Raw genomic sequence first — 23583 nt, forward strand, 5'->3', positions numbered from 1 at the left:
GCTCGGTGGGGGCGGCTGTTCGGAGGGCGCGAACGGGGCGGCGTTCACCCGTTCGGCCTAACGGGGTCGGTTTAATCCCGTCGGGGGCGGATCTGGTGGGCCCCGGGGAGGGCGGAGGAAGGGCTACGAGGGGTCCGGGGCGGTGCCCTGGGGCGGGGGTGGGGCCTCGGAGAGGAGGCGGGTGAGGAGGCGGATGGCGCCGCCCTTGTGGAGGGGGTCGTTGCCGTTGCCGCACTTGGGGGACTGGATGCAGGAGGGGCAGCCGGCCTCGCACTCGCAGGAGGCAATGGCATCGCGGGTGGCCGTCAGCCAGCCGTGGGCCGTGTGGAAGGCGCGCTCCGCGAAGCCCGCGCCGCCGGGGTGGCCGTCGTACACGAACACCGTCGGAAGGAGGGTGTCGGGATGGAGCGGGATGGAGACCCCGCCGATGTCCCAGCGGTCGCAGGTGGCGAACAGCGGGAGCAGGCCGATGGAGGCGTGCTCGGCGGCGTGCAGGGCGCCGCCGAGGATCTCCGGATTGATCCGGGCCTCGTCGAGCTGGTCCTCGGTGACCGTCCACCACACGGCCCGGGTGCGCAGGGTGCGGGGCGGCAGGTCCAGCTTGGCCTCGCCGAGCACCTCGCCGGTGATCAGTTTGCGGCGCAGGTAGGAGACGACCTGGTTGGTGACCTCGACGGAGCCGTAGCAGAGCCGGGCCGGGCCCCAGGGGACCTCGGTCTCGGTCTCCAGGACGGAGATGGAGGTGATGTCGCGGGCGGTGGTCGAGTAGGGCGGACTGGCCTCCTCCACGAGGGCCACCGCATCCTCCAGGTCCAGTCGCTGCACGAGGTAGGTGCGGCCCTGGTGGAGGTGGACGGCCCCGTCGTGGACGGCGGTGTGGGCCGCGGATTCGTCGACCGTGCCCAGCAGGCGGCCGGTCGACGCCTCCACGATCTGCACCGGGCGGCCGCCCTCGCCCCGGATGTCCGTCAGGTCCGAGGCCCGCTCCCGGCGGGTCCAGTGCCAGGCCGTCGCCCGGCGCCGCAGCAGCTTCGCCGCCTCCAGCTGCGGCAGGAGGCCTTCGGTCGCCGGGCCGAAGAGGGCGAGGTCCGCCTCGGTCAGCGGGAGCTCGGCCGCGGCCGCGCACAGGTGGGGAGCCAGGACGTACGGGTTGTCCGGGTCCAGGACCGTGGCCTCCACCGGTCGGCGGAACAGGGCGTCGGGATGGTGGACCAGGTAGGTGTCCAGCGGGTCGTCCCGGGCGATCAGCACGGCGAGGGCTCCCTGGCCGGCCCGCCCGGCCCGGCCCGCCTGCTGCCACAGGGAGGCCCGGGTGCCGGGATAACCGGTGATCAGCACGGCGTCCAGCCCCGAGACGTCCACGCCCAGCTCCAGGGCGGTGGTGGCGGCCAGCCCCAGCAGGTCCCCCGAGTGCAGGGCGCGCTCCAGGGCCCGGCGCTCCTCGGGCAGGTAGCCGCCCCGGTAGGCCGCGACACGCCCGGGCAGGGACCGGTCGACCTCGGCCAGCCGCTCCTGGGCGATCACCGAGATCAGCTCCGCTCCGCGGCGGGAGCGGACGAAGGCGACCGTACGGACTCCCTGGACGACCAGATCGGTCAGCAGGTCGGCGGTCTCGGCGGTGGCGGTGCGCCGCACCGGGGCGCCCTTCTCGCCCCGCAGGTCGGTCAGCGGCGGCTCCCACAGGGCGAAGACCACCTCGCCGCGCGGGGAGGCGTCGTCGGCGACCTCGATGACCGGCACCCCGGTCAGCCGGGAAGCGGCCGCCGCCGGGTCGCCGGCGGTGGCGGAGGCCAGCAGGAAGACCGGGTCGGCGCCGTAGCGGGCGCACAGCCGGCGCAGCCGCCGCAGGACCTGGGCCACGTGGGAGCCGAATACGCCCCGGTAGGTGTGGCACTCGTCGATCACCACGTAGCGCAGCGTGCGCAGGAAGGAGGACCAGCGGGCGTGGCCGGGCAGGATCCCCCGGTGCAGCATGTCGGGATTGGTGAGCACGTAGTTCGCGTACTGGCGCACCCATTCGCGTTCTTCGACCGGCGTGTCGCCGTCGTAGACGGCCGGCCGGACGGCGTTGCCCAGCGGCGCGGCGAGGCCCCGCACGGCCCGCCACTGGTCGGCGGCCAGGGCCTTGGTGGGGGCCAGGTACAGGGCGGTCGCGCCCCGCCCGTTCGGGGCCTCGGCCCCGTCCGCCAGGGCCGACAGCACGGGGACCAGGTACGCCAGCGACTTGCCCGAGGCGGTACCGGTGGCGACGACCACCGAGGCGCCGTCCAGGGCGTGCTCGGCGGCTGCGGCCTGGTGCTCCCACGGATGGGCGATCCCCGCAGCCTGGACGGCCGCTACGACATCCGTTCGGATGCGGTCGGGCCACACTGCATGACGACCCTCCCGAGGGGGCAAGTGCTCCGTATGAGTGATGCGCGCAGCTCGGGAAGGCCCCCGTGACAGGCGGTCCAGAACCGTGCCGGGAGTGGGTCGGGGGTCCGCAGGGGCCGTGGGCCGACCGGGGCGGTGAGTGTTGGCCATTGGAACTGAGTGTGTCACCGGCGTGCGGGACAATGGTCCGAAGGCGTCGTGCGCGCCTGCCGGTAAGTGATTGAATGCCATCGCGGCAGCCAATCCCTCCCTTGCCTACGGGTTGGGGAGGCCCCTGGGGGGCGCCGCTCGATAGCAAGGTGCTGGAGGATCCGTGGACCTGTCCCTGTCGACTCGCACTGTCGGCGACCGCACGGTCGTGGAGGTCGGTGGCGAGATTGATGTGTATACCGCGCCCAAGCTGCGCGAGCAGTTGGTCGAGTTGGTGAACGACGGCAGCTACCACCTGGTCGTCGACATGGAGCGAGTGGACTTCCTCGACTCCACCGGGCTTGGTGTGCTCGTGGGAGGTCTCAAGCGCGTTCGGGCGCACGAGGGCTCGCTGCGTCTGGTGTGCAACCAGGAGCGCATCCTGAAGATCTTCCGCATCACCGGTCTGACCAAGGTGTTCCCGATCCACACGACGGTGGAAGACGCCGTCGCGGCCACCGACTGACGGCTCCGCGTCCCGGGGTGCCGTCCGGCGCCCCGGGGGAGCCGAAGAGGAGCGGGGGCACGGGCCGCAATGGTTCGCGCCCCTGCAAGGCACGCCCGTAGTCCGAGGGGGACGCGCATGGCCATCGTTGAACTGCGCTTCAGCGCCCAGCCCGAACACGTCCGCACGGCCCGTTTGGTCGCGGCCGCCGTGGCGCGGCGGGCCGGGGTGGACGAAGCCGTGCTCGACGAGGTCCGCCTCGCCGTGGGCGAGGCGTGTTCGCGCGCCGTCGGACTGCACCTGAGCAACCGGCTGACCGATCCCGTCCGGGTCGTCCTGACCGAGGAGGAGAAGGTGTTCTCCATCGAGGTCGGCGACGGGGTTCCCGGGCCGGCCGGCGGGCCGGCCGCCGCCATGCCCGGCCTCGACGCGGCCCTGGACCCGGACGTGGACAGCGAGGACGAGATGGGCCTCGCCGTCATCAGCGGCCTCGTCGACGACGTCGAGGTCACCACGGGCGAGGCGGGCGGGACGATCCGCATGAGCTGGCCCGTTTCCAGGTCGTCCGAAACCGGAGCGGAAGCCGGAGCCGACACCCAAGCCCCCTAGGTCGCCCTCCGGGCACCACGGAAACCTTCCCTGGGACACCACGGGAAACGGATCATCCGATCTTATTCAAGGCCCTGCTGAGCAGGGCCTTTTTCATGCCCTGACGGCATTTTCTAGATCAATGACCTTCCGTCAATGCCTTTGCCCCATTACTTCTTTCGAGGGTAATGGAGTGACGGGATCTATTGCTGAGGAGCAAGAGAAGGCCAATTCCGTTTCCCGCGTACTGTTTTGATCCGAGTCCGCTCCCTACAATCCGTCCACATCTTGAGCTCATCACGTCAAGGAGGACGAATGACGGGGCTCTTCACCCCTATCGCGCCGGATCGCACCACTGATCTGGCAGCCGCAGTACTCACCGATGACAATCGGCTCATCGTGATGGTGATCGCGGGCGTGGCACTTGCCGCACTTGTCGTCGCGCAGATCCTGGTCCGCCAGGTCCTCGGCGCCGACGAGGGAACCGACAGCATGAAGAAGATCGCAGCAGCCGTCCAGGAGGGCGCCAACGCCTACCTCGGCCGGCAGTTGCGCACCCTCGCCGTCTTCGCCGTCGTCGTGTTCTTCCTGCTGTTCCTGCTGCCCGCCGACGACTGGACCCAGCGGGCGGGACGTTCCGCCTTCTTCCTCGTGGGCGCCCTCTTCTCGGCGGCCACCGGCTACATCGGCATGCGCCTCGCGGTCCGTGCCAACGTCCGCGTCGCCGCCGCCGCACGCGAGGCAACCCCCGCCGAGGGCGAGCCCGCCAAGGACCTCACCGACGTCGCCCACAAGGCCATGCGGATCGCCTTCCGCACCGGCGGCGTCGTCGGCATGTTCACCGTCGGCCTCGGCCTCCTCGGCGCCTCCTGCGTCGTCCTGGTCTACGCCGCGGACGCCCCCAAGGTCCTGGAGGGCTTCGGCCTCGGCGCCGCTCTGATCGCCATGTTCATGCGTGTCGGGGGCGGCATCTTCACCAAGGCCGCCGACGTCGGCGCCGACCTGGTCGGCAAGGTCGAGCAGGGCATTCCGGAGGACGATCCGCGCAATGCCGCGACCATCGCCGACAACGTGGGCGACAACGTCGGCGACTGCGCCGGCATGGCGGCCGACCTCTTCGAGTCGTACGCCGTCACCCTCGTGGCCGCACTGATCCTCGGCAAGGCCGCCTTCGGTGACCTGGGTCTCGCCTTCCCGCTGATCGTGCCCGCCATCGGCGTCATCACCGCCATGATCGGCATCTTCGCGGTCTCCCCGCGCCGCTCCGACCGCAGCGGGATGACCGCCATCAACCGCGGCTTCTTCATCTCCGCCGTGATCTCCCTGGTGCTGGTCGGGATCGCCGTCTTCGCCTACCTGCCGTCCAGCTACAAGGACCTCGTCGGCGTCGACAACCCCGTGATCACCACCCACTCCGGTGACCCGCGCGTCCTCGCCCTCGTCGCCGTCGCGATCGGCATCCTGCTCGCGGCCCTGATCCAGCAGCTGACCGGCTACTTCACCGAGACCAACCGCCGTCCCGTCCGGGACATCGGCAAGTCCTCCCTGACCGGCGCCGCCACCGTCGTCCTCGCCGGCATCTCCGTCGGCCTGGAGTCCGCCGTCTACACGGCGCTGCTCATCGGCCTCGGCGTGTACGGGGCGTTCCTGCTCGGCGGCACCTCGATCATGCTCGCGCTGTTCGCGGTGGCCCTGGCCGGGACCGGCCTGCTCACCACGGTCGGCGTCATCGTCGCCATGGACACCTTCGGCCCCGTCTCCGACAACGCCCAGGGCATCGCCGAGATGTCCGGTGACGTCGAGGGCGCGGGCGCGCAGGTGCTGACCGACCTGGACGCCGTCGGCAACACCACCAAGGCCATCACCAAGGGCATCGCCATCGCCACGGCCGTGCTCGCCGCGGCCGCGCTGTTCGGCTCGTACAACGACGCCATCGCCAACGCGGTGAAGGAGGTCGGCGCCAAGGCCGGGGAGATGAACCTCAGCCTGGACATCGCCCAGCCCAACAACCTGGTCGGCCTGATCCTGGGCGCAGCCGTCGTCTTCCTGTTCTCCGGCCTGGCCATCAACGCGGTGTCCCGCTCCGCGGGCGCCGTGGTCTACGAGGTGCGCCGCCAGTTCCGCGAGCACCCCGGGATCATGGACTACTCCGAGAAGCCCGAGTACGGCCGCGTCGTGGACATCTGCACCAAGGACGCGCTGCGCGAGCTCGCCACGCCCGGCCTGCTCGCCGTCCTCACCCCGATCGCGGTGGGCTTCACCCTCGGCGTCGGTGCGCTCGGCTCCTTCCTCGCGGGCGCCATCGGCACCGGCACCCTGATGGCGGTCTTCCTCGCCAACTCCGGCGGCGCCTGGGACAACGCGAAGAAGCTCGTGGAGGACGGCCACCACGGCGGCAAGGGCAGCGAGGCCCACGCCGCGACGGTCATCGGCGACACCGTCGGCGACCCGTTCAAGGACACCGCCGGTCCCGCCATCAACCCGCTGCTGAAGGTCATGAACCTGGTGGCCCTGCTGATCGCCCCGGCGGTCGTGCAGTTCAGCTACGGCGCCGACACGAGCGCGACCGTACGGGCCGTCGTCGCGGTCATCGCCATCGCCGTCATCGTCGGCGCGGTGTACGTCTCCAAGCGCCGCGGCATCGCCGTCGGCGACGACACCGACGGCGACGCCGCGGCGCCCGCCGAGCGGGTGACGCAGTCGAGCGACCCCGCGGTGGTCTCCTGATCCGAGGGGCCACTCGGACGTACGACCGAACGGCGGACAGGCGGCGCGGACTGACGCGCCGTCTGTCCGCCTTTCTGCGTGCGGCGATGACGGGCGTGTATCTTCCGGGCCGAGAGCCTTCGAAGGGACCAATCCGGTGAACAAGAAGCTTGCGGCCGCGGTGTCCGGCGGTGCGGTACTGATGCTCGTGCTGTCCGGCTGCGGCGGTGACGACGGGGACGAGAAGGCCAACAGCTGGGCCAAGAAGGTCTGCGACCAGTGGTCGCCCGAGCTGAAGAAGATCGAGACCGCCAACGCCGACATCAAGCGCGTGGCGACCGAGAGCAGCAAACCCGACGAGGTCAAGACGACCGACTCCGCGGCGTTCCAGCAGATCTCGGACGCCTACAAGTCGATGGCCTCCGCCCTCACCTCGGCCGGGGACCCGCCGGTCAAGGACGGGAATGCGAACGCGGAGGCCGCCGCCACGGGCTTCAACACCTCCTCCAAGGGCTATGCCGACCTGAAGACGAAGATGGACGCCCTCGACCCCGCGGACCAGGGCAAGTTCGCCGCGGGCCTCAAGGAGGTCGCGGGCGGGATCGACGAGGCCTCCAAGGGAGCCGTCGAGGCCCGCGCCCGCCTCAAGACCGCCGGCCTGGACAAGTCCCTGAACCGCCAGAAGGGCTGCCAGGTCAGCGCGCCCTCGCCGGCGAAGTGAGACGGCGCCCGCCGTCCCCGTGACGGCGCGGGGCGCCGCAGCGCGGCAGCCAGACCCTGCCCGTGCCGGCCGCCGCGCGGCCGCCCGCGGGCATACGGGGTCCGGCACACGCCGACCCTCCGCGCGGCGCACCGATTGCCCGCGGCAGCCGACACAATGGACGGGTGAGTACCAGCAGCCTTCCCTTGCCCGACCGCGCCGCCGAGCTGCGCACCGCCCTGCTCGCCGCCGGCTTCACCGCCGACGGGCTGCTCGACCTGCTTGGCGCCCCCGCCTACGCCGCGCTGGCGCGCAGTGAGACGGTCCCCGCCCTGCGCGCCACCCGCGGGCCCGGCGACGGCCCGCTCGCGAGCCTGGTCCGGCTGTTCCTGCTCCAGCAGCCGGAGCCGTACGGGCGGGCCGCGGCCGCGCTGCCCGTGGAGGCCGCGGTGGCCGACGGCTGGCTGCGCCGGGAGGGCGACGAGGTGTACGCCACCGTCGACGTGCGCCCGTACGGAGGGCTTGACGGCGAGGACTGGTTCATCGTCTCCGACCTCGGCTGCGCCGTCGGCGGCGCCGGGGGGATCGGCAGCCGCGAGGAAGGCGTCGTCCTCGGTGTCGGCGGCGCCTCCACCACTCTGGCCGGCATCACCGTCCGCGTCCCCGTCGCCAGCGCCCTCGACCTCGGCACCGGATCCGGCATCCAGGCCCTGCACGCCGCCCAGCACGCCACCCGGGTCACCGCCACCGACGTCAACCCGCGGGCCCTAGCCTTCACCCGCCTGACCCTGGCGCTGTCCGGTGCCCCGGAGGCCGAGCTGCTCGCCGGGTCGCTGTTCGAGCCGGTCGGCGAGGCGACGTACGACCTGATCGTGTCCAATCCGCCGTTCGTGATCTCGCCCGGGGCGCGCCTGACGTACCGGGACGGCGGCATGGGCGGCGACGACCTGTGCCGGACCCTGGTCCAGGAGGCCGGCGCCCACCTGAACCCGGGCGGGTACGCGCAGTTCCTCGGCAACTGGCAGCACGTGGAGGGCGAGGACTGGCACGACCGGGTCCGCTCCTGGGTGCCGCGCGGCTGTGACGCGTGGATCGTGCAGCGTGACGTGCAGGACGTCACGCAGTACGCGGAGCTGTGGCTGCGCGACGCCGGTGACCACCGCACCGAGCCCGCCGAGTACGCGCGCCGCTACGAGGACTGGTTGGACGAGTTCGAGGCCCGCAAGACCAAGGCCGTCGGCTTCGGCTGGATCACCCTGCGCCGCAGCGATGCGCAGGAGCCGTCGATCGTGGTCGAGGAGTGGCCGCACTCGGTGGAGCAGCCGCTCGGCGACGCCGTCCTGGCGCACTTCGCCCGCCAGGACTACCTGCGCGCACACGATGACGCGTCCCTGCTGGAGGACCGCTTCGTGCTGGCCGCCGAAGTGGTGCAGGAGCAGGTCGGGGCGCCCGGGGCCGAGGACCCGGAGCACGTGGTGCTCCGGCAGAACCGCGGCATGCGGCGCGCCACCAAGGTGGACACCGTCGGGGCCGGATTCGCCGGAGTGTGCGACGGCTCACTCACCGCGGGCCGGATCCTCGACGCGATCGCGCAGCTGGTGCAGGAGGACCCGGTCGTCCTGCGGGACCGGACGCCCGAGGCGATCCGTGTCCTCGTCGAGCAGGGGTTCCTGGAGCCGGTCGACCGCCGCGGCCCCGTGATGTAACCCGGGGTTCGCCCGTTGTTCCCCGAGGGCCGGCAGGCTCCCCTGCCGGGGGGAGCCAGGCGGATCCGGGGGGATCCGCAGGGTCCCTGTGAGCGGCCCGGGGGCCAGGGGGGAAACGGCAGGGAAGGCGGTCCGGGGAGCGCTCCGCGACCGCGTTCCTGCTGCGCGGGGCCGCACTGCCGGTCCGGACGGGGGAGCGGGCGCTGCACCGCGGGCCGATGGCGCAGAGCGCGCGCCCCGTGCCGGCCGCAGCAGCCGTAGCGGCGGCGCCGCCCGCCGGGGCGGGCCGGCCGGCGCCCGGGAATCCGGTGTCTCGGCCGGAGTGGTCACCCGGGCACATCCGGCCGTAGATCATCGTCGGAAACAGGACGTCAGACGGGGTGCGGGAGCGCGGCCAGACGGCCCTCGGCGCACTCGGCCCGGTGACCGGGAGGGGTCCGGCGCGGTATCCGGGCGGCAGAAATGGCACTTGTCGGGTTACCGTTCGAGTGGCCGTTGCGGGCTTGTGCCGTTTGACACGGGTGCGGGTTGTACCGTCACACTCCGCAGCGTCGCCGTACTGCGACCGAGTGCCGACCGGAGAGAAGAGCCAAGTTGTCCCCGACTAGCGAGACCGCAAAGGGCGGCCGCCGACTCGTCATCGTCGAGTCCCCTGCCAAGGCGAAGACGATCAAGGGCTACCTCGGCCCGGGATACGTCGTCGAGGCGAGCGTCGGGCACATTCGCGACCTCCCGAACGGCGCCGCCGAGGTCCCCGACAAGTACACGGGCGAGGTCCGACGCCTGGGTGTGGACGTCGAGCACGACTTCCAGCCGATCTACGTCGTGAACGCGGACAAGAAGGCGCAGGTCAGGAAGCTCAAGGAGCTGCTGGCCGAGTCCGACGAACTCTTCCTCGCCACCGATGAGGACCGCGAGGGCGAAGCCATCGCGTGGCACCTCCAGGAAGTCCTCAAGCCCAAGGTCCCCGTCCACCGGATGGTCTTCCACGAGATCACCAAGGACGCGATCCGCGACGCCGTCGCCAACCCGCGCGAGCTGAACCAGCGCATGGTCGACGCCCAGGAGACGCGCCGCATCCTCGACCGCCTCTACGGCTACGAGGTCTCGCCGGTCCTGTGGAAGAAGGTCATGCCGCGTCTGTCGGCCGGCCGCGTCCAGTCGGTGGCCACCCGCCTCGTCGTCGAGCGCGAGCGCGAGCGCATCGCCTTCCGCAGCGCCAAGTACTGGGACCTGACGGGCACCTTCTCCACTGGCCGCGCCGGTGATCCCAGTGACCCGTCGTCGCTGGTCGCCCGCCTGAACACGGTCGACGGCAAGCGCATCGCGCAGGGCCGCGACTTCGGTGCGAACGGGCAGCTCAAGAGCGAGGTGCTGCACCTCGACGAGGCCAACGCGCGGGCGCTCGCCGCCGCGCTGGAGGGCGCCTCGTTCGCCGTCCGGTCGGTCGAGTCCAAGCCGTACCGCCGCTCCCCGTACGCCCCGTTCCGTACGACCACGCTCCAGCAGGAGGCCTCGCGCAAGCTGGGCTTCGGTGCGAAGGCGACGATGCAGGTCGCGCAGAAGCTGTACGAGAACGGCTTCATCACCTACATGCGTACGGACTCCACCACGCTCTCCGAGACGGCCGTGGGGGCGGCGCGGGCGCAGGTCACGCAGCTGTACGGGGCCGACTACCTGCCGGAGAAGCCGCGCGTCTACGCGGGCAAGGTCAAGAACGCGCAGGAGGCGCACGAGGCGATCCGCCCCTCGGGTGATCGTTTTCGTACTCCCGCCGAGACGGGCCTGACCGGCGACCAGTTCCGCCTGTACGAGCTGATCTGGAAGCGGACCGTCGCCTCCCAGATGAAGGACGCGGTCGGCAACTCGGTCACCGTCAAGATCGGCGGCCGGGCGTCGGACGGCCGGGACGCCGAGTTCACCGCCTCGGGCAAGACGATCACCTTCCACGGCTTCATGAAGGCGTACGTCGAGGGCGCGGACGACCCGAACGCCGAACTCGACGACCGTGAGAAGCGGCTGCCGCAGGTCGCCGAGGGCGACGCGCTCAGCGCCGAGGAGATCACGGCGGACGGCCACTCGACCAAGCCGCCGGCCCGCTACACGGAGGCCTCGCTGGTCAAGGAGCTGGAAGAGCGGGAGATCGGCCGCCCGTCGACCTACGCGTCGATCATCGGCACGATCCTGGACCGCGGGTACGTCTTCAAGAAGGGCACGGCCCTCGTGCCGTCCTTCCTGTCGTTCGCCGTGGTGAACCTGCTGGAGACGCACTTCGGCCGGCTCGTCGACTACGACTTCACCGCGAAGATGGAGGACGACCTCGACCGCATCGCGCGCGGCGAGGCCCAGGCCGTGCCGTGGCTGAAGCGCTTCTACTTCGGCTCGGAGGACGCCACGGAGGTCGTGCCGGCCGACGGGGACCACCTCGGCGGTCTGAAGGAGCTGGTCACGGACCTGGGCGCGATCGACGCCCGGGAGATCTCCTCCTTCCCGGTCGGCGAGGGCATCGTCCTGCGGGTGGGCCGCTACGGCCCGTACGTCGAGCGCGGCGAGAAGGACGCGGAGGGCCACCAGCGTGCGGACGTGCCGGACGACCTGGCGCCCGACGAGTTGACCGTCGCGTACGCGGAGGAGCTGTTCGCGAAGCCGAGCGGTGAATTCGACCTGGGCACGGACCCGGTGAGCGGGAACCAGATCGTCGCGAAGGACGGCCGCTACGGGCCGTACGTGACGGAGATCCTTCCCGAGGGCACCCCGAAGACCGGCAAGAACGCGGTGAAGCCGCGGACGGCCTCGCTCTTCAAGTCGATGTCGCTCGACACGGTCACCCTCGACGACGCGCTGAAGCTCATGTCGCTCCCGCGGGTCGTGGGGGCGGACGCCGAGGGCGTGGAGATCACCGCCCAGAACGGCCGTTACGGCCCGTACCTGAAGAAGGGCACGGACTCGCGGTCGCTGGAGACCGAGGACCAGCTGTTCTCCATCACGCTGGAGGAGGCCCTCGCCATCTACGCGCAGCCCAAGCAGCGCGGGCGGGCCGCGGCCAAGCCGCCGCTGAAGGAGCTGGGCACCGACCCGGTCAGCGAGCGGCCGGTCGTCGTCAAGGACGGCCGGTTCGGCCCGTACGTGACGGACGGCGAGACGAACGCGACGCTGCGGCGCGACGACGACGTCGAGACGATCACGCCGGAGCGGGGTTACGAGCTGCTCGCGGAGAAGCGGGCGAAGGGCCCGGCGAAGAAGACCGCGAAGAAGGCCCCGGCCAAGAAGGCGACGGCCAAGAAGGCCCCGGCGAAGAAGACGACGGCGACGAAGACCGCTGCCGCCAAGAAGACGACGGCGGCGAAGACGACGACGGTCAAGAAGGCCGCCGCCAAGAAGACGGTGGCGAAGAAGACGGCCTCGGCCGCTGCGACCGCCGAGGGGGAGTCGGACGAGTAGTCCGCCGGTCCGCGACCGGGCGGCGTGACCGCTGACGTGACCGGGGCCCCCTGCGCAGTGCGCAGGGGGCCCGGCCGTCCCGTGCGGAGCCGGCCCGCGGCCCCGCAGGCCAGAGGTGCGGGCGGGGTCACACCCGGGGTTGTCCACAGGCTTCCGCAGGCGCCAAGCGCAGCGGATAGGCTGGGCGGATGACGCGAGCCGAGCAGCCAACGGTCGTGACCGCCCCCGAGAACCCCACCTACGACGAAGCCCTCGCCGCGGACTCCCGCGAGCGGGCGGTGCGCGCACTGTTGCGCACCCCCAGACTGCGCCGTCTGTGGAGCGCCCAGCTGGTGAGCGGCATCGGTGATGCCCTCGCCCTGCTGGTGCTGGTCCTGCTGGCCTTCCAGGCGGCCGTCTCCGAGGAGACCTTCGGCAGCGGCTACCAGGGCTGGGCCCTGACCATCGCCGCCGTCTTCGGGGTGCGGATCCTGTCCACGCTGCTGTTCGGCGCGGTCCTGCTCGGCCCGCTCGCGGGGCTCACCGCCCCCGGCGGCGCGCTCGACCGCCGCTGGACGATGGTCGCCGCCGACGGCATCCGGCTCGGCCTCTTCGTCGTGGCCCCGCTGTGGCTCGACTGGATCCCGGCGCACGCGCTGACCGCGCTCCTCGCCACCGTCTTCGTGTCCGGCGCCGCCGAGCGGCTGTGGAGCCTGGCCAAGGACAGCGCCGCTCCCGCCCTGCTGCCCGCGCCGCCGCCCGAGGGCGCGACCGTACGTCCGCTGCCCGACCACCTCGACGCCCTGCGCCGGCTGACGCTGCGTACGTCCTTCGCGGCGCTGCCCCTGGCCGCCGCCGTCCTGCTCGTCGCGACCCTCGTCGGCAAGGCCCTCGGCCTCGGGGTGGACTGGTTCGCCGAGAACCGGGCCGCCCTCGGCTCGTACGTGGCCTCCGGCCTGTTCGCGGCGTCCGTCTCGCTGCTGCTGCCGCTGACGCTGCCCGAGGCGAAGACCCCGCGGCCGCGTTCCCCGCTGGAGGGCCTGCGTCCCCCCAAGGCCGGGGACCGCCCCGACAAGGGCCGTACGGGGGCCATCCCGCTGCTCGTGCTGGCCTGCGCCGCGGTGGCCGCGGCCGTGTCCTGCGCCGCAGCCGTGGCCGTCCTGCACGCCTTCGACCTGGGCGGCGGCCCGGCTTCCTTCGCGCTGATCGTCCTGGCCCTGCTGGGCGGTACGGCCCTCGGCATCCGGGCCGCCCAGGCCGGGAAGGTGCTCCCCGCCTTCTCCCGGCGGCGGCTGCTGGCCCTGGCCATAGCGGTGAGCGGGCTGGCGCTGCTGCTGACCGGGCTGGTGCCGGACACGGCGACGGTGGTCTTCCTGTCGCTGCTCGCCGGCCTCGCCGCGGGCGTCGCCGCCAACACCGGGCACACCCTGCTGGATCAGGAGACCGAGGAGTTCCGCCGCGGCCGCGTCACCGAGCACCTGCAGGCCGTGGTCCGGGTGGCCGTGGCCGTCGGAGCCGTCCTCGCGCCGGTCCTGGCCGCCGCGATCGGCCCGCACCGGCTGGCCGCCGGGGACCTCGTCTTCGCGCACGGCGGCGGCGCCTTCACGCTGATGCTGGTCGGCGCCCTGCTGCTGCCCGTCGCGGTGATCGTGCTCGCCAAGGCCGACGACCGCAGTGGCGTACCGCTGCGCCGCGACCTGCGCGAGGCGCTGCGGGGCGGCGAACCGGTGCAGGCGCCGTCCGCCGCCGGCTTCTTCATCGCCCTGGAGGGCGGCGACGGCGCCGGCAAGTCCACCCAGGTCGAGGCGCTGGCCCAGTGGATACGGGGCAAGGGCCACGAGGTGGTGGTCACCCGTGAGCCGGGCGCCACCCCGGTCGGCAAGCGGCTGCGCTCCATCCTGCTCGACGTCTCCTCGGCCGGGCTGTCGAACCGGGCCGAGGCGCTGCTGTACGCCGCCGACCGGGCGGAGCACGTGGACACCGTCGTCCGGCCCGCCCTGGAACGCGGTGCGGTCGTCATCTCCGACCGGTACATCGACTCATCGGTGGCCTACCAGGGCGCAGGCCGCGACCTGTCGCCGACCGAGATCGCCCGGATCTCCCGCTGGGCCACCGACGGGCTCGTGCCGAACCTGACCGTGCTGCTCGACGTGTCGCCGGAGGCGGCGCGGGAGCGGTTCACGGAGGCCCCGGACCGGCTGGAGTCGGAGCCGGCGGAGTTCCACCAGCGGGTGCGGGCCGGCTTCCTGACGCTCGCCGCCGCCGACCCCGGGCGCTACCTGGTGGTGGACGCGGGTCAGGACCCGGAGTCGGTGACCACCGTCGTACGCCACCGCCTGGACCGGATGCTCCCGCTCTCGGAGGCCGAGCTGGCCGCCCAGGCCGAGGCCCGGCGCCTCGCGGAGGAGGAGGCCCGGCGCAAGGCCGAGGAAGAGGCGGCGCGCAAGGCGGAGGAGGAGCGGCTGCGCGCCGAGGAGGAGGCCCGCAGGGCCCGCGAGGCCGAGGAGGCCCGGATCAGGGCCGAGGCCGAGGCCGCCCGCAGGGCGCAGGAGGAGCGGCAGCGCGCCGAGGAGGAGGCCCGGGCCCGGGCCGAGGCCGAGCGGCTGCGCGCGGAGGCCGAGGAGAAGGCCCGCGCGGCGGAGCAGGAGCGACTGCGCAGGCAGGCGGAGGAAGAGGCCCGGCTGCGGGCCGAGGCCGAGGAGCGGCGGCTGGAGAAGCAGCGGCGCGCCGAGGAGGCCCTGCTGAAGGCCGAGGAGGCCCGCAGGCAGGCGGAGGCCGAGGCGGCTGCGGCGGCGGCGCGGGCGGCGGCTGCTGCTGCGGCGGCTCCGGCTGCGCCCGCGGCGGCTGCCCCCGCGGCGGCTGCGCACCAGGCCCCGGCTGCGCACCAGACGCACCAGGCTGCGCATCAGGCCCCGGCTGCGCACCAGGCACACCAGGCTCCGGCCGTGCCCAAGGTCGACATGACCAAGGAGCCGTACCCGGACGACGCGGTGACGGTCGAGACGCCGCTGATCAAGCGGGTCGTCCAGCCGGACGACGTGACCCAGACGGTCCCGATGCCCAAGACCGACCCCGCGGCGGAGACCTCGGTGATCCCGGCCGTCCCGGCCGATGAGACTGCGGTCCTGCCCCCCGTACGCCCGTCCCGCGAGGACGCGCCGAGCGGCCCGACGGCCCGGACCGCGTACGGTGAGGCCGCGTACGGGCAGGCCGTGCGGCCCACGGCCCGGCATTCGCAGGAGAGCCCGGCCGACCGGGTGCCGCCGGGCATCTTCCGCGATCCGGGCAACGAGGCGACCCGCGAGCTGCCCGCCCTCGGCGAGGACGGCCGCCCGCGCCGGGAGCGCCCCGACTGGGCCGAGCAGACCCCGCTGGACGACCTGCCGACGCTGGCGGACGAACTGCTGGGCCCGCACCGGGACGAGGACGAGGACCAGGACGGCGGGGGCGGTCCGCGCCGCCGCCGCTGACGGGGATTGTCAGTGGTGCGCGCCACACTGGGGCACGCAGCGATACGACGGACGGCACGGACGGCACGGACGCAGGTCCGGCCGTGGACGGCAGGTACGGCACGGACGGCCAGGGGAAGACGGCCGGTGGAAGGCGGTGGGCGCGATGCCCGTGTGGGACGATCTGGTGGGGCAGGAGCGGGTGCAGGCGCAGCTGGCCGCCGCCGCCCGTGACGCCGACGCCCTGGTCACCGCCGTCGAGGCCGGGGCCGCGCCGCCCGCCGCGTCCAAGATGACCCACGCCTGGCTGTTCACCGGCCCGCCCGGCTCCGGCCGGGCCACCGCCGCCCGGTCCTTCGCCGCGGCCCTGCAGTGCACCAGCCCCGACCGGGCCCTCGGCGGCGAGCCCGGCTGCGGGTTCTGCGACGGCTGCCACACCACCGTGATCGGCACGCACGCGGATGTGGAGTTCGTGCGCACGGACCTGCTGTCCATCGGCGTGAAGGAGACACGCGACCTGGTCCGCCGGGCGCAGCTCTCGCCGGCCGTGGGCCGCTGGCAGGTCATCGTCCTGGAGGACGCCGACCGGCTGACCGAGGGTGCGGGCAACGTGCTCCTGAAGGCCGTGGAGGAGCCCGCCCCGCGGACGGTGTGGCTGCTGTGCGCGCCCTCCCTGGAGGACGTGCTGCCCACCATCCGCTCCCGCTGCCGCCACCTGACCCTGCGCACCCCGCCCGTCGCCGCCGTCGCCGACGTACTGGTCCGGCGCGACGGCATCGAACCCGCCGTCGCCGCGGCCGTTGCCCGCGCCACCCAGGGGCACATCGGCCGGGCCCGCCGGCTCGCGCAGGACGAGGCCGCCCGGACCCGCCGGGCCGCCGTGCTGAAGCTCCCGCTCCGCATCGACGACGTGGGCGGCTGCCTCAAGGCGGCGCAGGAACTGGTCGACGCCGCCGCCGAGGACGCCAAGCAGGTCGCGGAAGAGGTCGACACGAAGGAGACCGAGGAGCTGAGGGCCGCGCTGGGGGCCGGAGCCGGCACCGGCGGACGGATGCCGCGCGGCACGGCGGGCGTGATGAAGGAGCTGGAGGACCGGCAGAAGCGCCGCCGCACGCGCACCCAGCGCGACACGCTCGACCTGGCCCTGACCGACCTCACCGCCTTCTACCGGGACGTGCTGGCCCTCCAGCTAGGCTCGTCCCTGGCCATCGCCAACGAGGAGATACGGCCGGACCTGGACCGGATCGCCCGTGCCTCCGGCCCGGAGCGCACGCTGCGCCGCATCGAGGCGATCATCGCCTGCCGGGAGGCCCTCGACCGCAATGTGGCCCCCCTCCTCGCGGTCGAGGCGATGACAATGGCACTGCGCGCGGGCTGAGCCGGGCCGCAGCACCCGCATCCGCTGACAGCGGGCTTGACCCTTCACCCGTACGGGCGGTCCCGCCGCGGCGGGACGGGTGCGGCGGACCCTCGCCGCGGCCGCCCCGGGTCAGCGGGGGTACCGGCGCGGTCGCGGCAGCGTCCCGCGCGGGGTCGGCCGGGTGGGCGCGGACGTCCCCGGGCCCGGTCACCGGTCAGGACGTAGGCTCCTGGAATGGACACCAGGCGCGTGCTGCGCACCACCGGAACCGTGATCGCAGCCGCCGGACTGCTGCTCTCCGGATGCACCTCGGGGGGCTCGGGCGGGCCGCCGGCCGCTGCGTCCTCCTCCGCCGCGGGCGCCGCGCCGTCGGCCGAGCCGACCGCGGTCCCGGCGGCCCTGCGCCCGTACTACGAGCAGAAGCTGAGCTGGCGCGACTGCGGTGTCCCGGGCTTCCAGTGCGCAACGATGAAGGCCCCGCTGGACTACGCCCACCCTGAGTCCGGCCAGGATGTCGACATCGCGGTCGCCCGCCGCAAGGCCACCGGCCCCGGCACGCGGCTCGGCTCGCTCGTGGTCAACCCGGGCGGCCCGGGCGGCTCCGGCATCGGGTACCTCCAGGCGTACGCGGGCATCGGCTACCCGGCGCCCGTGCGCGCCCAGTACGACATGGTTTCCTTCGACCCGCGCGGAGTGGACCGCAGCAGCCCGGTCGAGTGCCTGACGGGCCCGGCAATGGACACGTACACGCAGGTGGACCAGACTCCGGACGACGCGGCAGAGCGCGCACGGCTGGTGGCCGCGTTCAAGGACTTCGCGGCGGGCTGCCAGTCCCGCTCGAAGCGGGTCCTGCCGCACGTCTCCACCGTCGACGCCGCCCGCGACATGGACATCCTGCGTGCGGTGCTGGGCGACGAGAAGCTGACGTACGTGGGGGCCTCGTACGGCACCTTCCTCGGGGCGATGTACGCGGACCTCTTCCCCGGCCGGGTGGGCCGCCTGGTCCTGGACGGCGCGATGGACCCCTCCCGCCCGGCCCTCGAACTGAACCGCGACCAGACGGCGGGCTTCGAGACGGCCTTCCGCTCCTTCGCCAAGGACTGCGTGAAGCAGCCGGACTGCCCGCTCGGCAAGGGCACCCCGGAGGCGGTGGCGGACCGCCTGAAGGAGTTCTTCCGCAAGGTCGACGCCCGGCCCGTGCCCAGCGGCGACTCCGCGCGCCCGCTCGGCGAGTCCCTGGCCACGACCGGGGTGATCGCGGCGCTGTACGACGAGACGGCCTGGCCGCAGCTGCGCGAGGCCCTCGCCGGGGCGATGAACGGCGACGGCTCCGGGCTCCTCGCGCTCGCCGACAGCTACTACGAGCGCGAGCCGGACGGCCGGTACGCGAACCTGATGTACGCGAACGCCGCCGTCAACTGTCTCGACCAGCCCCCCGCCTTCAAGGGCCCGGAGGCGGTCGACGCCGCCCTGCCGTCCTTCGAGAAGGCCTCCCCGGTCTTCGGCGCGGGCCTGGCCTGGGCCTCGCTGAACTGTGCGTACTGGCCGGTCAAGGCCACCGGCACGGCTCACCCGCTGACCGCGAAGGGCGCCCCGCCGATCGTGGTGGTCGGCACGCTCCGCGACCCGGCGACCCCGTACAAGTGGGCACAGGCCCTGGCGGGCCAGCTCGACTCTGGCGTCCTCCTCACGTACGACGGCGACGGCCACACGGCGTACGGCCGGGGCAGCGACTGCATCGACACGGCGATCAACACCTACCTCCTGGAGGGCAAGCCGCCGCAGAACGGCAAGAAGTGCTCCTAGCCCGCGGGGCGGGGCCGTGTGATGCCGATACGCCCGATATGCCCCACCCCTGCGGAACCCGGTTCGGGGCACCCCGTTCGAGCCTGTAGACTTGGCGCCGCTGCTGATGAGCACTCCCTCCCGAGGGAATACTTGTCGGACCAGCGGTGCCGCCTTAGCTCAGTTGGCCAGAGCAACGCACTCGTAATGCGTAGGTCTCGGGTTCGAATCCCGAAGGCGGCTCTGTAGAAGCCCCAGGACTCACTCGCCGTGACCTGGGGCTTTTGCTATTTACCGGATCTTGCGTCGCCGCCGTGCACGGGCCGCCCGGGTGTTCTCGGTCTCAGTTCTGGTCTCAGACACCGGATTGGGGCCAGGCATGAACGCCTCGCCCATCCGGCGCATGGCCTCCCGCGAGAGCTCAGATCGTCCCTTCACGTATCGCCGTGTCTGGCTGATCTGCGTGTGCCGAAGGATCTCCATGATGGTGGGCATGTCCACCCCCAACTCGTTGAGGATCGTTCCAGCCGTGTGACGGCTCCCGTCGTGCTGGCGGCGGTCGCTGATGCCCGCCTCTTGAAGTAGCTCTTTGAACTCCTCCCAGTCGGCCCGTGGGTCAAGCGGCCGGCCGTCTGACCGCGTGAACACCGCGCCGCACTCCTCCCAAAGCTCCCCGGCGGCTTGCCGCTGCTCGTCCTGCTTCACCTTGTGATCCAGAAGGAACGGCATGAAGGGTGGCGGGATCGGTACGGGGTTCTGGCTCTTCTTCGTCTTGGGCCGCGTAAAGGCCAATCCCCCTCCCTTCCGCTCGGGGCAGGTGCTGGCGTGCCGACGGCACGTCTTCGAGCACGGCTTCGGACAGCCGCGCTTGTAGCCCTTGTGCGCAGAACACTCCGGCGGGCAGGGCTCGAAGCGGTGGAGTCGCGCGCCGCAAGCGTGCGCGTCCTTGCACCCGTGCTTCCAGGTGAGGCGCTGGAGCTGCCACGCGGGGTGGAACAGCCCCTGCTCAAGGTCGACATAGGGCCAGCGGAGGCCCAAAGCCTCGCCCTGCCGGAAGCCCATGCCGACCCCAATGGCCCACCGCATGAACGTCGGGCGCTTGGCGGCGGCGGCCAGGAATGCCTTCGACTCCTCCCGCGAGAACGGGTTCGCCTCGGTCTCGTCCACGGACGGCGGGTCCACGAGCGTGGCGACGTTCTCGCTGATGATCCGGCGACGGTGGGCGATCTTCAGTGCGCGGGAGAGGATCCGGTGCACCTTGACCACGTGAGAGGGGGCGTGTCCCTCCTCCAACATGGCTGCGTACATGACTTCCAGGTGTTCCGGCGCGAGCTTGTCGAGGCGGTGCTTTCCGACGCCCGGGATGATGTCGTTGCGGGTCTTCGACCAGTAGTCGTCCAGCGACCGCGGCTTGAGCTTCAGGCTCGCGATCGTGGTCAGGTATGTGTCCATCCATTCCGCGACGGTCGGCTTCCGCCCGGCCTTCGTGGCCCGACCTTCGTCGCGCAGCTTCTCCAGCTCGCGGACCTTCTTGGTGACCGCCGTCTCGGTCTTGGCCCGGCGGTGCCGGCGGTCGGGGCCGCCGTCGGGCTTCACGCCCATCGTGACTCGGCCGTGCCACCACCCGTCATTGCCCAGGTAGATGGACGACTCCATGTTCGGCTTGCGGGGACTCATGTGCTCCTCCATGCGGAAGGCGGCCCCGGGGACTTCCCGGGGCCGCCTGGTGCTGCGCTGAGATCAGACGGACTGTGTTTCGAGCTGGGCGGCGAACGCGTCGATGTCGGTCCGACGGATGCGGCGGGCGCGACCGACCTTGACGAACGGCAGGTGGCCAGAGCCCATCAGCTCGTAGATGGTTGAGCGTCCGAGCCTCAGCAACACGACGGCGTCCTCCACCGTGCAGAGGACCGAAGCGACGGACTTGGCTGCGGTGTTCATCCGAGTGCCTCCACGGCGATCGAGTGACGGGGTTGCTCCCCGCCCGTAGAAATCCGCTACTTCCGCTACCTCCGCTACCGCCCTGGTCAGGAGCTTGATCGTGGTAGCGGATTGGGTAGCGGTAGCGGATAGATGCGCGACCGGCCGGGCCGTTGGGGGCCGGGCCGGTAGCGGGTGGTGCTGTTGGGGTAGCGGATGTTTTCGGCCTAGCCGCTACCTCCGCGGGTGCTCTGACCTGCGCGGTAGCGGAGGTAGCGGCAGTAGCGGATTCTCAGGGGGTGGGGGGAGGGCAGTACCTCGCCCACGCGTCGGCAAGGTCGGCCGCGTAGTACCCCTTCAGCACCGTGGAGCCGGTCTTGATATTTCGGGGCTCGATCGGCTTGTTGTCCCCGGTCATGTACTCGCCGAGCATCTTGGCCAGGCCTCGGGAGGTGAGGGGCTTGCCTCCCATGTCCGCCCACGGCGCCTCTTCCAGCGCGTACAGGCGGTCCAGTACGGCGACGGTGGGCAGGCGCTCGATGCCCTCGAAGACGTGGTCGCGCAGGTCGGTCAGCAGGCGAATGCCGATGCTGCCCTTGTCGTCCACCTTGGACGCGGCCACGATCTCCGCACACGCGGCGCGGGCCCTGGCCGGCCAGTCGCCTCCGGCGGCATCCGCGACAGCGATGAGGGGCTCCCACACGTCCGCAGGCCGGTCGGTGACCTCCTCCGGCATCTCCGGGAACACCCCGTCGACCAGGTGCCGGACGCTGTCCGCCCAGACGGCGAGGCGGTCTCGGAGCGCGTGGCCTTTGGGGGCGTGCAAGCGGCGGCGGAACGGCTGGACGCGTTCGTTGCGGGCCCGGCGGCGCATCCGGATGATGACCGACCGGGTCAGGATGGTGTCGGGCAGGGAGCCGAGTCCGGCCATGGCGACCACACAGAAGCTGGGGAACTCCTGGACGGTTTGGTTGGTGCCGTCTCCGACGCACCGCCACATGCCGGCGCCCCGGTGGTGTCCGGCATTCAGGAACCCGCGCAGCGGTTCGTTGTCCCCGGCCTTGGGGCCGAAGATCGTGTCGACCTCGTCGAAGAGGATCGTGGGCCTGTTCTCCAGGGTGGAGACGGCCCGGAAGAGGACCGGTGCGGACGCGTTCGCGGCCACCAGCGGCTGAGGCACGAGGGTTTCCACGATCTCCAGCGCGCGGGACTTCCCGGAGCCCGGCTCGGGGGAGAGGAAGGCGAGGCGAGGGGTGGAGTCGAAGCAGTCCAGCAGGTGTGCGTGCGCGTCCCACAGGGTGACGGCGACGTATGCAGCTTCGGTGGGGAAGACGTTGAACCGGCGGTGGAAGGCCTCCACCTCGTCCAGCAGCACGGACCCGTCCGTGGCGGCCTGGGTGGGCGCGGGGGCGGTCGTGGTGGTGATGGTCATGCGGCCTTCCTCCGGTTGGTGGAGACGCGGCCCAGCGGGCACACGGTGCGGTGGTCGGTGTGGAGCTGGATGAGGGCGAGTACGTTGGTGCGTCCGACCGCGCTGCGGTCGTGGCCGCACTCGCACTTCGAGTGCGCGGTGGGCACCGCACCGCGCGGGGCGCAGATGTGGAGGACGGCGACGATGTACTGGCCGTCCGACGTGTGCGGGTCAGGGCGAACAGATGAAAGGACGCCTTCGGCGACGACTTTCGGCGCACCAGTGCCGCCCCTGGCTCCGGCCGGTTCGGCGGAGTTGAGCCCGGTGGGGGCCAGGGTGAGGCTCTTCAAGGAGGAGCGGGGACGCTGGTTCATGCCGTCCGCCTCATCGCGTTGCGGGCGATGGACCAGTTCAGACCGGAGCGGATCGTGTTGCGGCACTCGGCAGACGGCAGGCCGGCCGACTCCCCCGCCCACTGAAGAGCCTCCTCCACCACGTCCCGGGCGAGGTCGCCAGCGGCGATGAACCGCCCCAGAGCGCGGGCGGCCCGCAACAGCGTCCCGTTGCGCTCCCCGGCTTGGGCCGACTCCACCGACGAGACCTCGGCATTCAGGGCCGCAGCCGCGTACCTGCCGGTCCGGAGGGTGGCCGGGCGGCCGGTGAGCTTGCGCAGGGCCTGCTTAGGGGCCAGCAGCCCGTATAGCCACGCGGGGAACGGCTGCGGAGCCACGGGGTGGGTGACCTCGTACGCCCCGGCGGGTGTGACGCTGCCCGGAGCGACGACGTACCCGCCCCACGCCCGGGTGTCGATCAGCCTGCCCAGACGGCCCGCCGTGTTCCCCAGCCGGACCCCGACCGGAGCGGTGAAGTACAGGTGGGACCCGCCGGTGGGAGTCCGTACCGAGAGCGTTGTCGGGACGGGCTGCCCGGCGCGCTCGCAGAGCGCCTCAAACGTCTCCGCGCCGCCAGGCGCGTCCGAACTTACTTTGCCCTTCGGCATGTCCAGGTCCACGACCACGAGGTTGGACGGGCCGGTCGCGATGCCGACGTTGAACGGGAGCCGGTCCCACGCACGCCGAATCCGGTCCGGATCGCTGGTGGCCCGGTCCTCCCACTTGCGGTGCCCGCCGGCACAATCCCCGAGAGCAGGGCAGTGCTCCTCGCCGTGGAGGGCGGGCCGCTTCTGGCCCGGTCGGAGCGGGAACACGCTCCAGCCGAGGGCGGCGGCATCGAGCGCGGCCGTCAGCAGCGCAGATGCGGGTTGATGGGTCATGCTGGATTCCTCCAGTGGTAGCTGGAAGAGGGCGGCCCGGACTTTGCCGAGACGGGGCCGCCCTCGTCATGTCAGTGGCGGGTGTGGTCGGAGGCCAGAGCGGTGAGGCGCTTGGCCTCGTCAGGGGTGACGGCGCGGTAGCGGATGGACACCCGGCAGCCGGGTAGCGGGCAGCGGACGGTGTGCTTGCCGGTGATCAGGGCGACGGCGTCGGAGACGCGGTCGGCCAGCGGCAGGGGGTTCTGTTTCACGGATGGG

Annotated in this window: 16 protein-coding genes and 1 tRNA gene; 10 read left to right on the forward strand and 7 right to left on the reverse strand. The window is 72.2% G+C overall.

The features are described 5' to 3' along the window. Positions 1–123 precede the first annotated feature (123 nt). Positions 124–2604: a DEAD/DEAH box helicase gene (locus tag AB0B01_RS01660; protein ID WP_361711915.1), complete on the reverse strand. Its 2481-nt coding sequence runs from the start codon at positions 2602–2604 to the stop codon at positions 124–126. 82 nt (positions 2605–2686) lie between these two features. Here AB0B01_RS01660 and bldG point away from each other — a divergent pair, with 82 nt between their 5' ends. The 10 genes from bldG (at position 2687) to AB0B01_RS01710 (ending at position 18964) form a co-directional block, all read left to right on the forward strand. Next, positions 2687–3028 carry an anti-sigma factor antagonist BldG gene (gene bldG, locus AB0B01_RS01665; RefSeq protein WP_030152678.1) on the forward strand — a complete coding sequence of 114 codons (342 nt, stop codon included), beginning with the start codon at positions 2687–2689 and terminating at the stop codon, positions 3026–3028. Between the two features lie 117 nt (positions 3029–3145). Further along, the gene (locus AB0B01_RS01670; protein WP_361711917.1) at positions 3146–3616 is read left to right on the forward strand and encodes an ATP-binding protein; all 471 of its coding nucleotides are present in this window, start codon (positions 3146–3148) and stop codon (positions 3614–3616) included. Between the two features lie 294 nt (positions 3617–3910). Next, the gene (locus AB0B01_RS01675; RefSeq protein ID WP_361711918.1) at positions 3911–6322 is read left to right on the forward strand and encodes a sodium-translocating pyrophosphatase; all 2412 of its coding nucleotides are present in this window, start codon (positions 3911–3913) and stop codon (positions 6320–6322) included. Positions 6323–6458: 136 nt separating this feature from the next. Next, positions 6459–7022, forward strand: a complete 564-nt coding sequence (locus AB0B01_RS01680) for a small secreted protein (protein ID WP_361711920.1) — start codon at positions 6459–6461, stop codon at positions 7020–7022. Positions 7023–7186: 164 nt separating this feature from the next. Further along, complete coding sequence (locus tag AB0B01_RS01685) at positions 7187–8707, forward strand: class I SAM-dependent methyltransferase (protein WP_361711922.1); 1521 nt, start codon at positions 7187–7189, stop codon at positions 8705–8707. Positions 8708–9301: 594 nt separating this feature from the next. After that, positions 9302–12148, forward strand: coding sequence for a type I DNA topoisomerase (gene topA / locus AB0B01_RS01690; protein ID WP_361711924.1), 2847 nt, complete (start codon positions 9302–9304; stop codon positions 12146–12148). 188 nt (positions 12149–12336) lie between these two features. Continuing rightward, complete coding sequence (gene tmk / locus AB0B01_RS01695) at positions 12337–15597, forward strand: dTMP kinase (RefSeq protein ID WP_361711926.1); 3261 nt, start codon at positions 12337–12339, stop codon at positions 15595–15597. Between the two features lie 145 nt (positions 15598–15742). Beyond that, positions 15743–16954: a DNA polymerase III subunit delta' gene (locus tag AB0B01_RS01700; RefSeq protein WP_361711928.1), complete on the forward strand. Its 1212-nt coding sequence runs from the start codon at positions 15743–15745 to the stop codon at positions 16952–16954. 216 nt (positions 16955–17170) lie between these two features. Beyond that, complete coding sequence (locus AB0B01_RS01705; RefSeq protein ID WP_361711930.1) at positions 17171–18742, forward strand: alpha/beta hydrolase; 1572 nt, start codon at positions 17171–17173, stop codon at positions 18740–18742. 148 nt (positions 18743–18890) lie between these two features. Continuing rightward, positions 18891–18964 (forward strand) — tRNA-Thr (locus AB0B01_RS01710). 48 nt (positions 18965–19012) lie between these two features. On the opposite strand, the gene AB0B01_RS01715 is transcribed toward AB0B01_RS01710, so the two are convergent. The 6 genes from AB0B01_RS01715 to AB0B01_RS01740 form a co-directional block, all read right to left on the reverse strand. After that, a complete protein-coding gene (locus AB0B01_RS01715) occupies positions 19013–20398 on the reverse strand; it encodes a tyrosine-type recombinase/integrase (protein WP_361711932.1) in 1386 nt (461 codons plus the stop codon). A gap of 63 nt (positions 20399–20461) precedes the next feature. Then, the gene (locus AB0B01_RS01720) at positions 20462–20662 is read right to left on the reverse strand and encodes a helix-turn-helix domain-containing protein (RefSeq protein WP_361711934.1); all 201 of its coding nucleotides are present in this window, start codon (positions 20660–20662) and stop codon (positions 20462–20464) included. 271 nt (positions 20663–20933) lie between these two features. After that, the gene (locus tag AB0B01_RS01725) at positions 20934–22073 is read right to left on the reverse strand and encodes a DUF3631 domain-containing protein (protein ID WP_361711936.1); all 1140 of its coding nucleotides are present in this window, start codon (positions 22071–22073) and stop codon (positions 20934–20936) included. Then, positions 22070–22426, reverse strand: coding sequence for a hypothetical protein (locus AB0B01_RS01730; protein WP_361711938.1), 357 nt, complete (start codon positions 22424–22426; stop codon positions 22070–22072). Before AB0B01_RS01730 ends, AB0B01_RS01725 begins: the two co-directional genes overlap by 4 nt. After that, complete coding sequence (locus tag AB0B01_RS01735; protein ID WP_361711940.1) at positions 22423–23325, reverse strand: bifunctional DNA primase/polymerase; 903 nt, start codon at positions 23323–23325, stop codon at positions 22423–22425. The genes AB0B01_RS01730 and AB0B01_RS01735 overlap by 4 nt, the downstream gene beginning before the upstream one ends. Before the next feature lie 71 nt (positions 23326–23396). Continuing rightward, positions 23397–23576 carry a hypothetical protein gene (locus AB0B01_RS01740; protein ID WP_361711942.1) on the reverse strand — a complete coding sequence of 60 codons (180 nt, stop codon included), beginning with the start codon at positions 23574–23576 and terminating at the stop codon, positions 23397–23399. Between the last annotated feature and the right edge of the window lie 7 nt (positions 23577–23583).

Source organism: Streptomyces sp. NPDC044571 (assembly GCF_040647115.1).
In the GTDB taxonomy this organism is placed as follows: Bacteria; Actinomycetota; Actinomycetes; order Streptomycetales; family Streptomycetaceae; genus Streptomyces.

Bases quoted from the DNA above. Each gene is read 5' to 3' on its own strand.
- AB0B01_RS01670 (WP_361711917.1), top strand. From the start codon at position 3,146: ATGGCCATCGTTGAACTGCGCTTCAGCGCCCAGCCCGAACACGTCCGC.
- AB0B01_RS01675 (WP_361711918.1), top strand. From the start codon at position 3,911: ATGACGGGGCTCTTCACCCCTATCGCGCCGGATCGCACCACTGATCTG.
- AB0B01_RS01705 (WP_361711930.1), top strand. From the start codon at position 17,171: ATGGACACCAGGCGCGTGCTGCGCACCACCGGAACCGTGATCGCAGCC.
- AB0B01_RS01725 (WP_361711936.1), bottom strand. From the start codon at position 22,073: ATGACCATCACCACCACGACCGCCCCCGCGCCCACCCAGGCCGCCACG.
- AB0B01_RS01735 (WP_361711940.1), bottom strand. From the start codon at position 23,325: ATGACCCATCAACCCGCATCTGCGCTGCTGACGGCCGCGCTCGATGCC.
- AB0B01_RS01700 (WP_361711928.1), top strand. From the start codon at position 15,743: ATGCCCGTGTGGGACGATCTGGTGGGGCAGGAGCGGGTGCAGGCGCAG.
- tmk (WP_361711926.1), top strand. From the start codon at position 12,337: ATGACGCGAGCCGAGCAGCCAACGGTCGTGACCGCCCCCGAGAACCCC.
- AB0B01_RS01720 (WP_361711934.1), bottom strand. From the start codon at position 20,662: ATGAACACCGCAGCCAAGTCCGTCGCTTCGGTCCTCTGCACGGTGGAG.
- AB0B01_RS01660 (WP_361711915.1), bottom strand. From the start codon at position 2,604: ATGGCATTCAATCACTTACCGGCAGGCGCGCACGACGCCTTCGGACCA.
- AB0B01_RS01730 (WP_361711938.1), bottom strand. From the start codon at position 22,426: ATGAACCAGCGTCCCCGCTCCTCCTTGAAGAGCCTCACCCTGGCCCCC.
- AB0B01_RS01715 (WP_361711932.1), bottom strand. From the start codon at position 20,398: ATGAGTCCCCGCAAGCCGAACATGGAGTCGTCCATCTACCTGGGCAAT.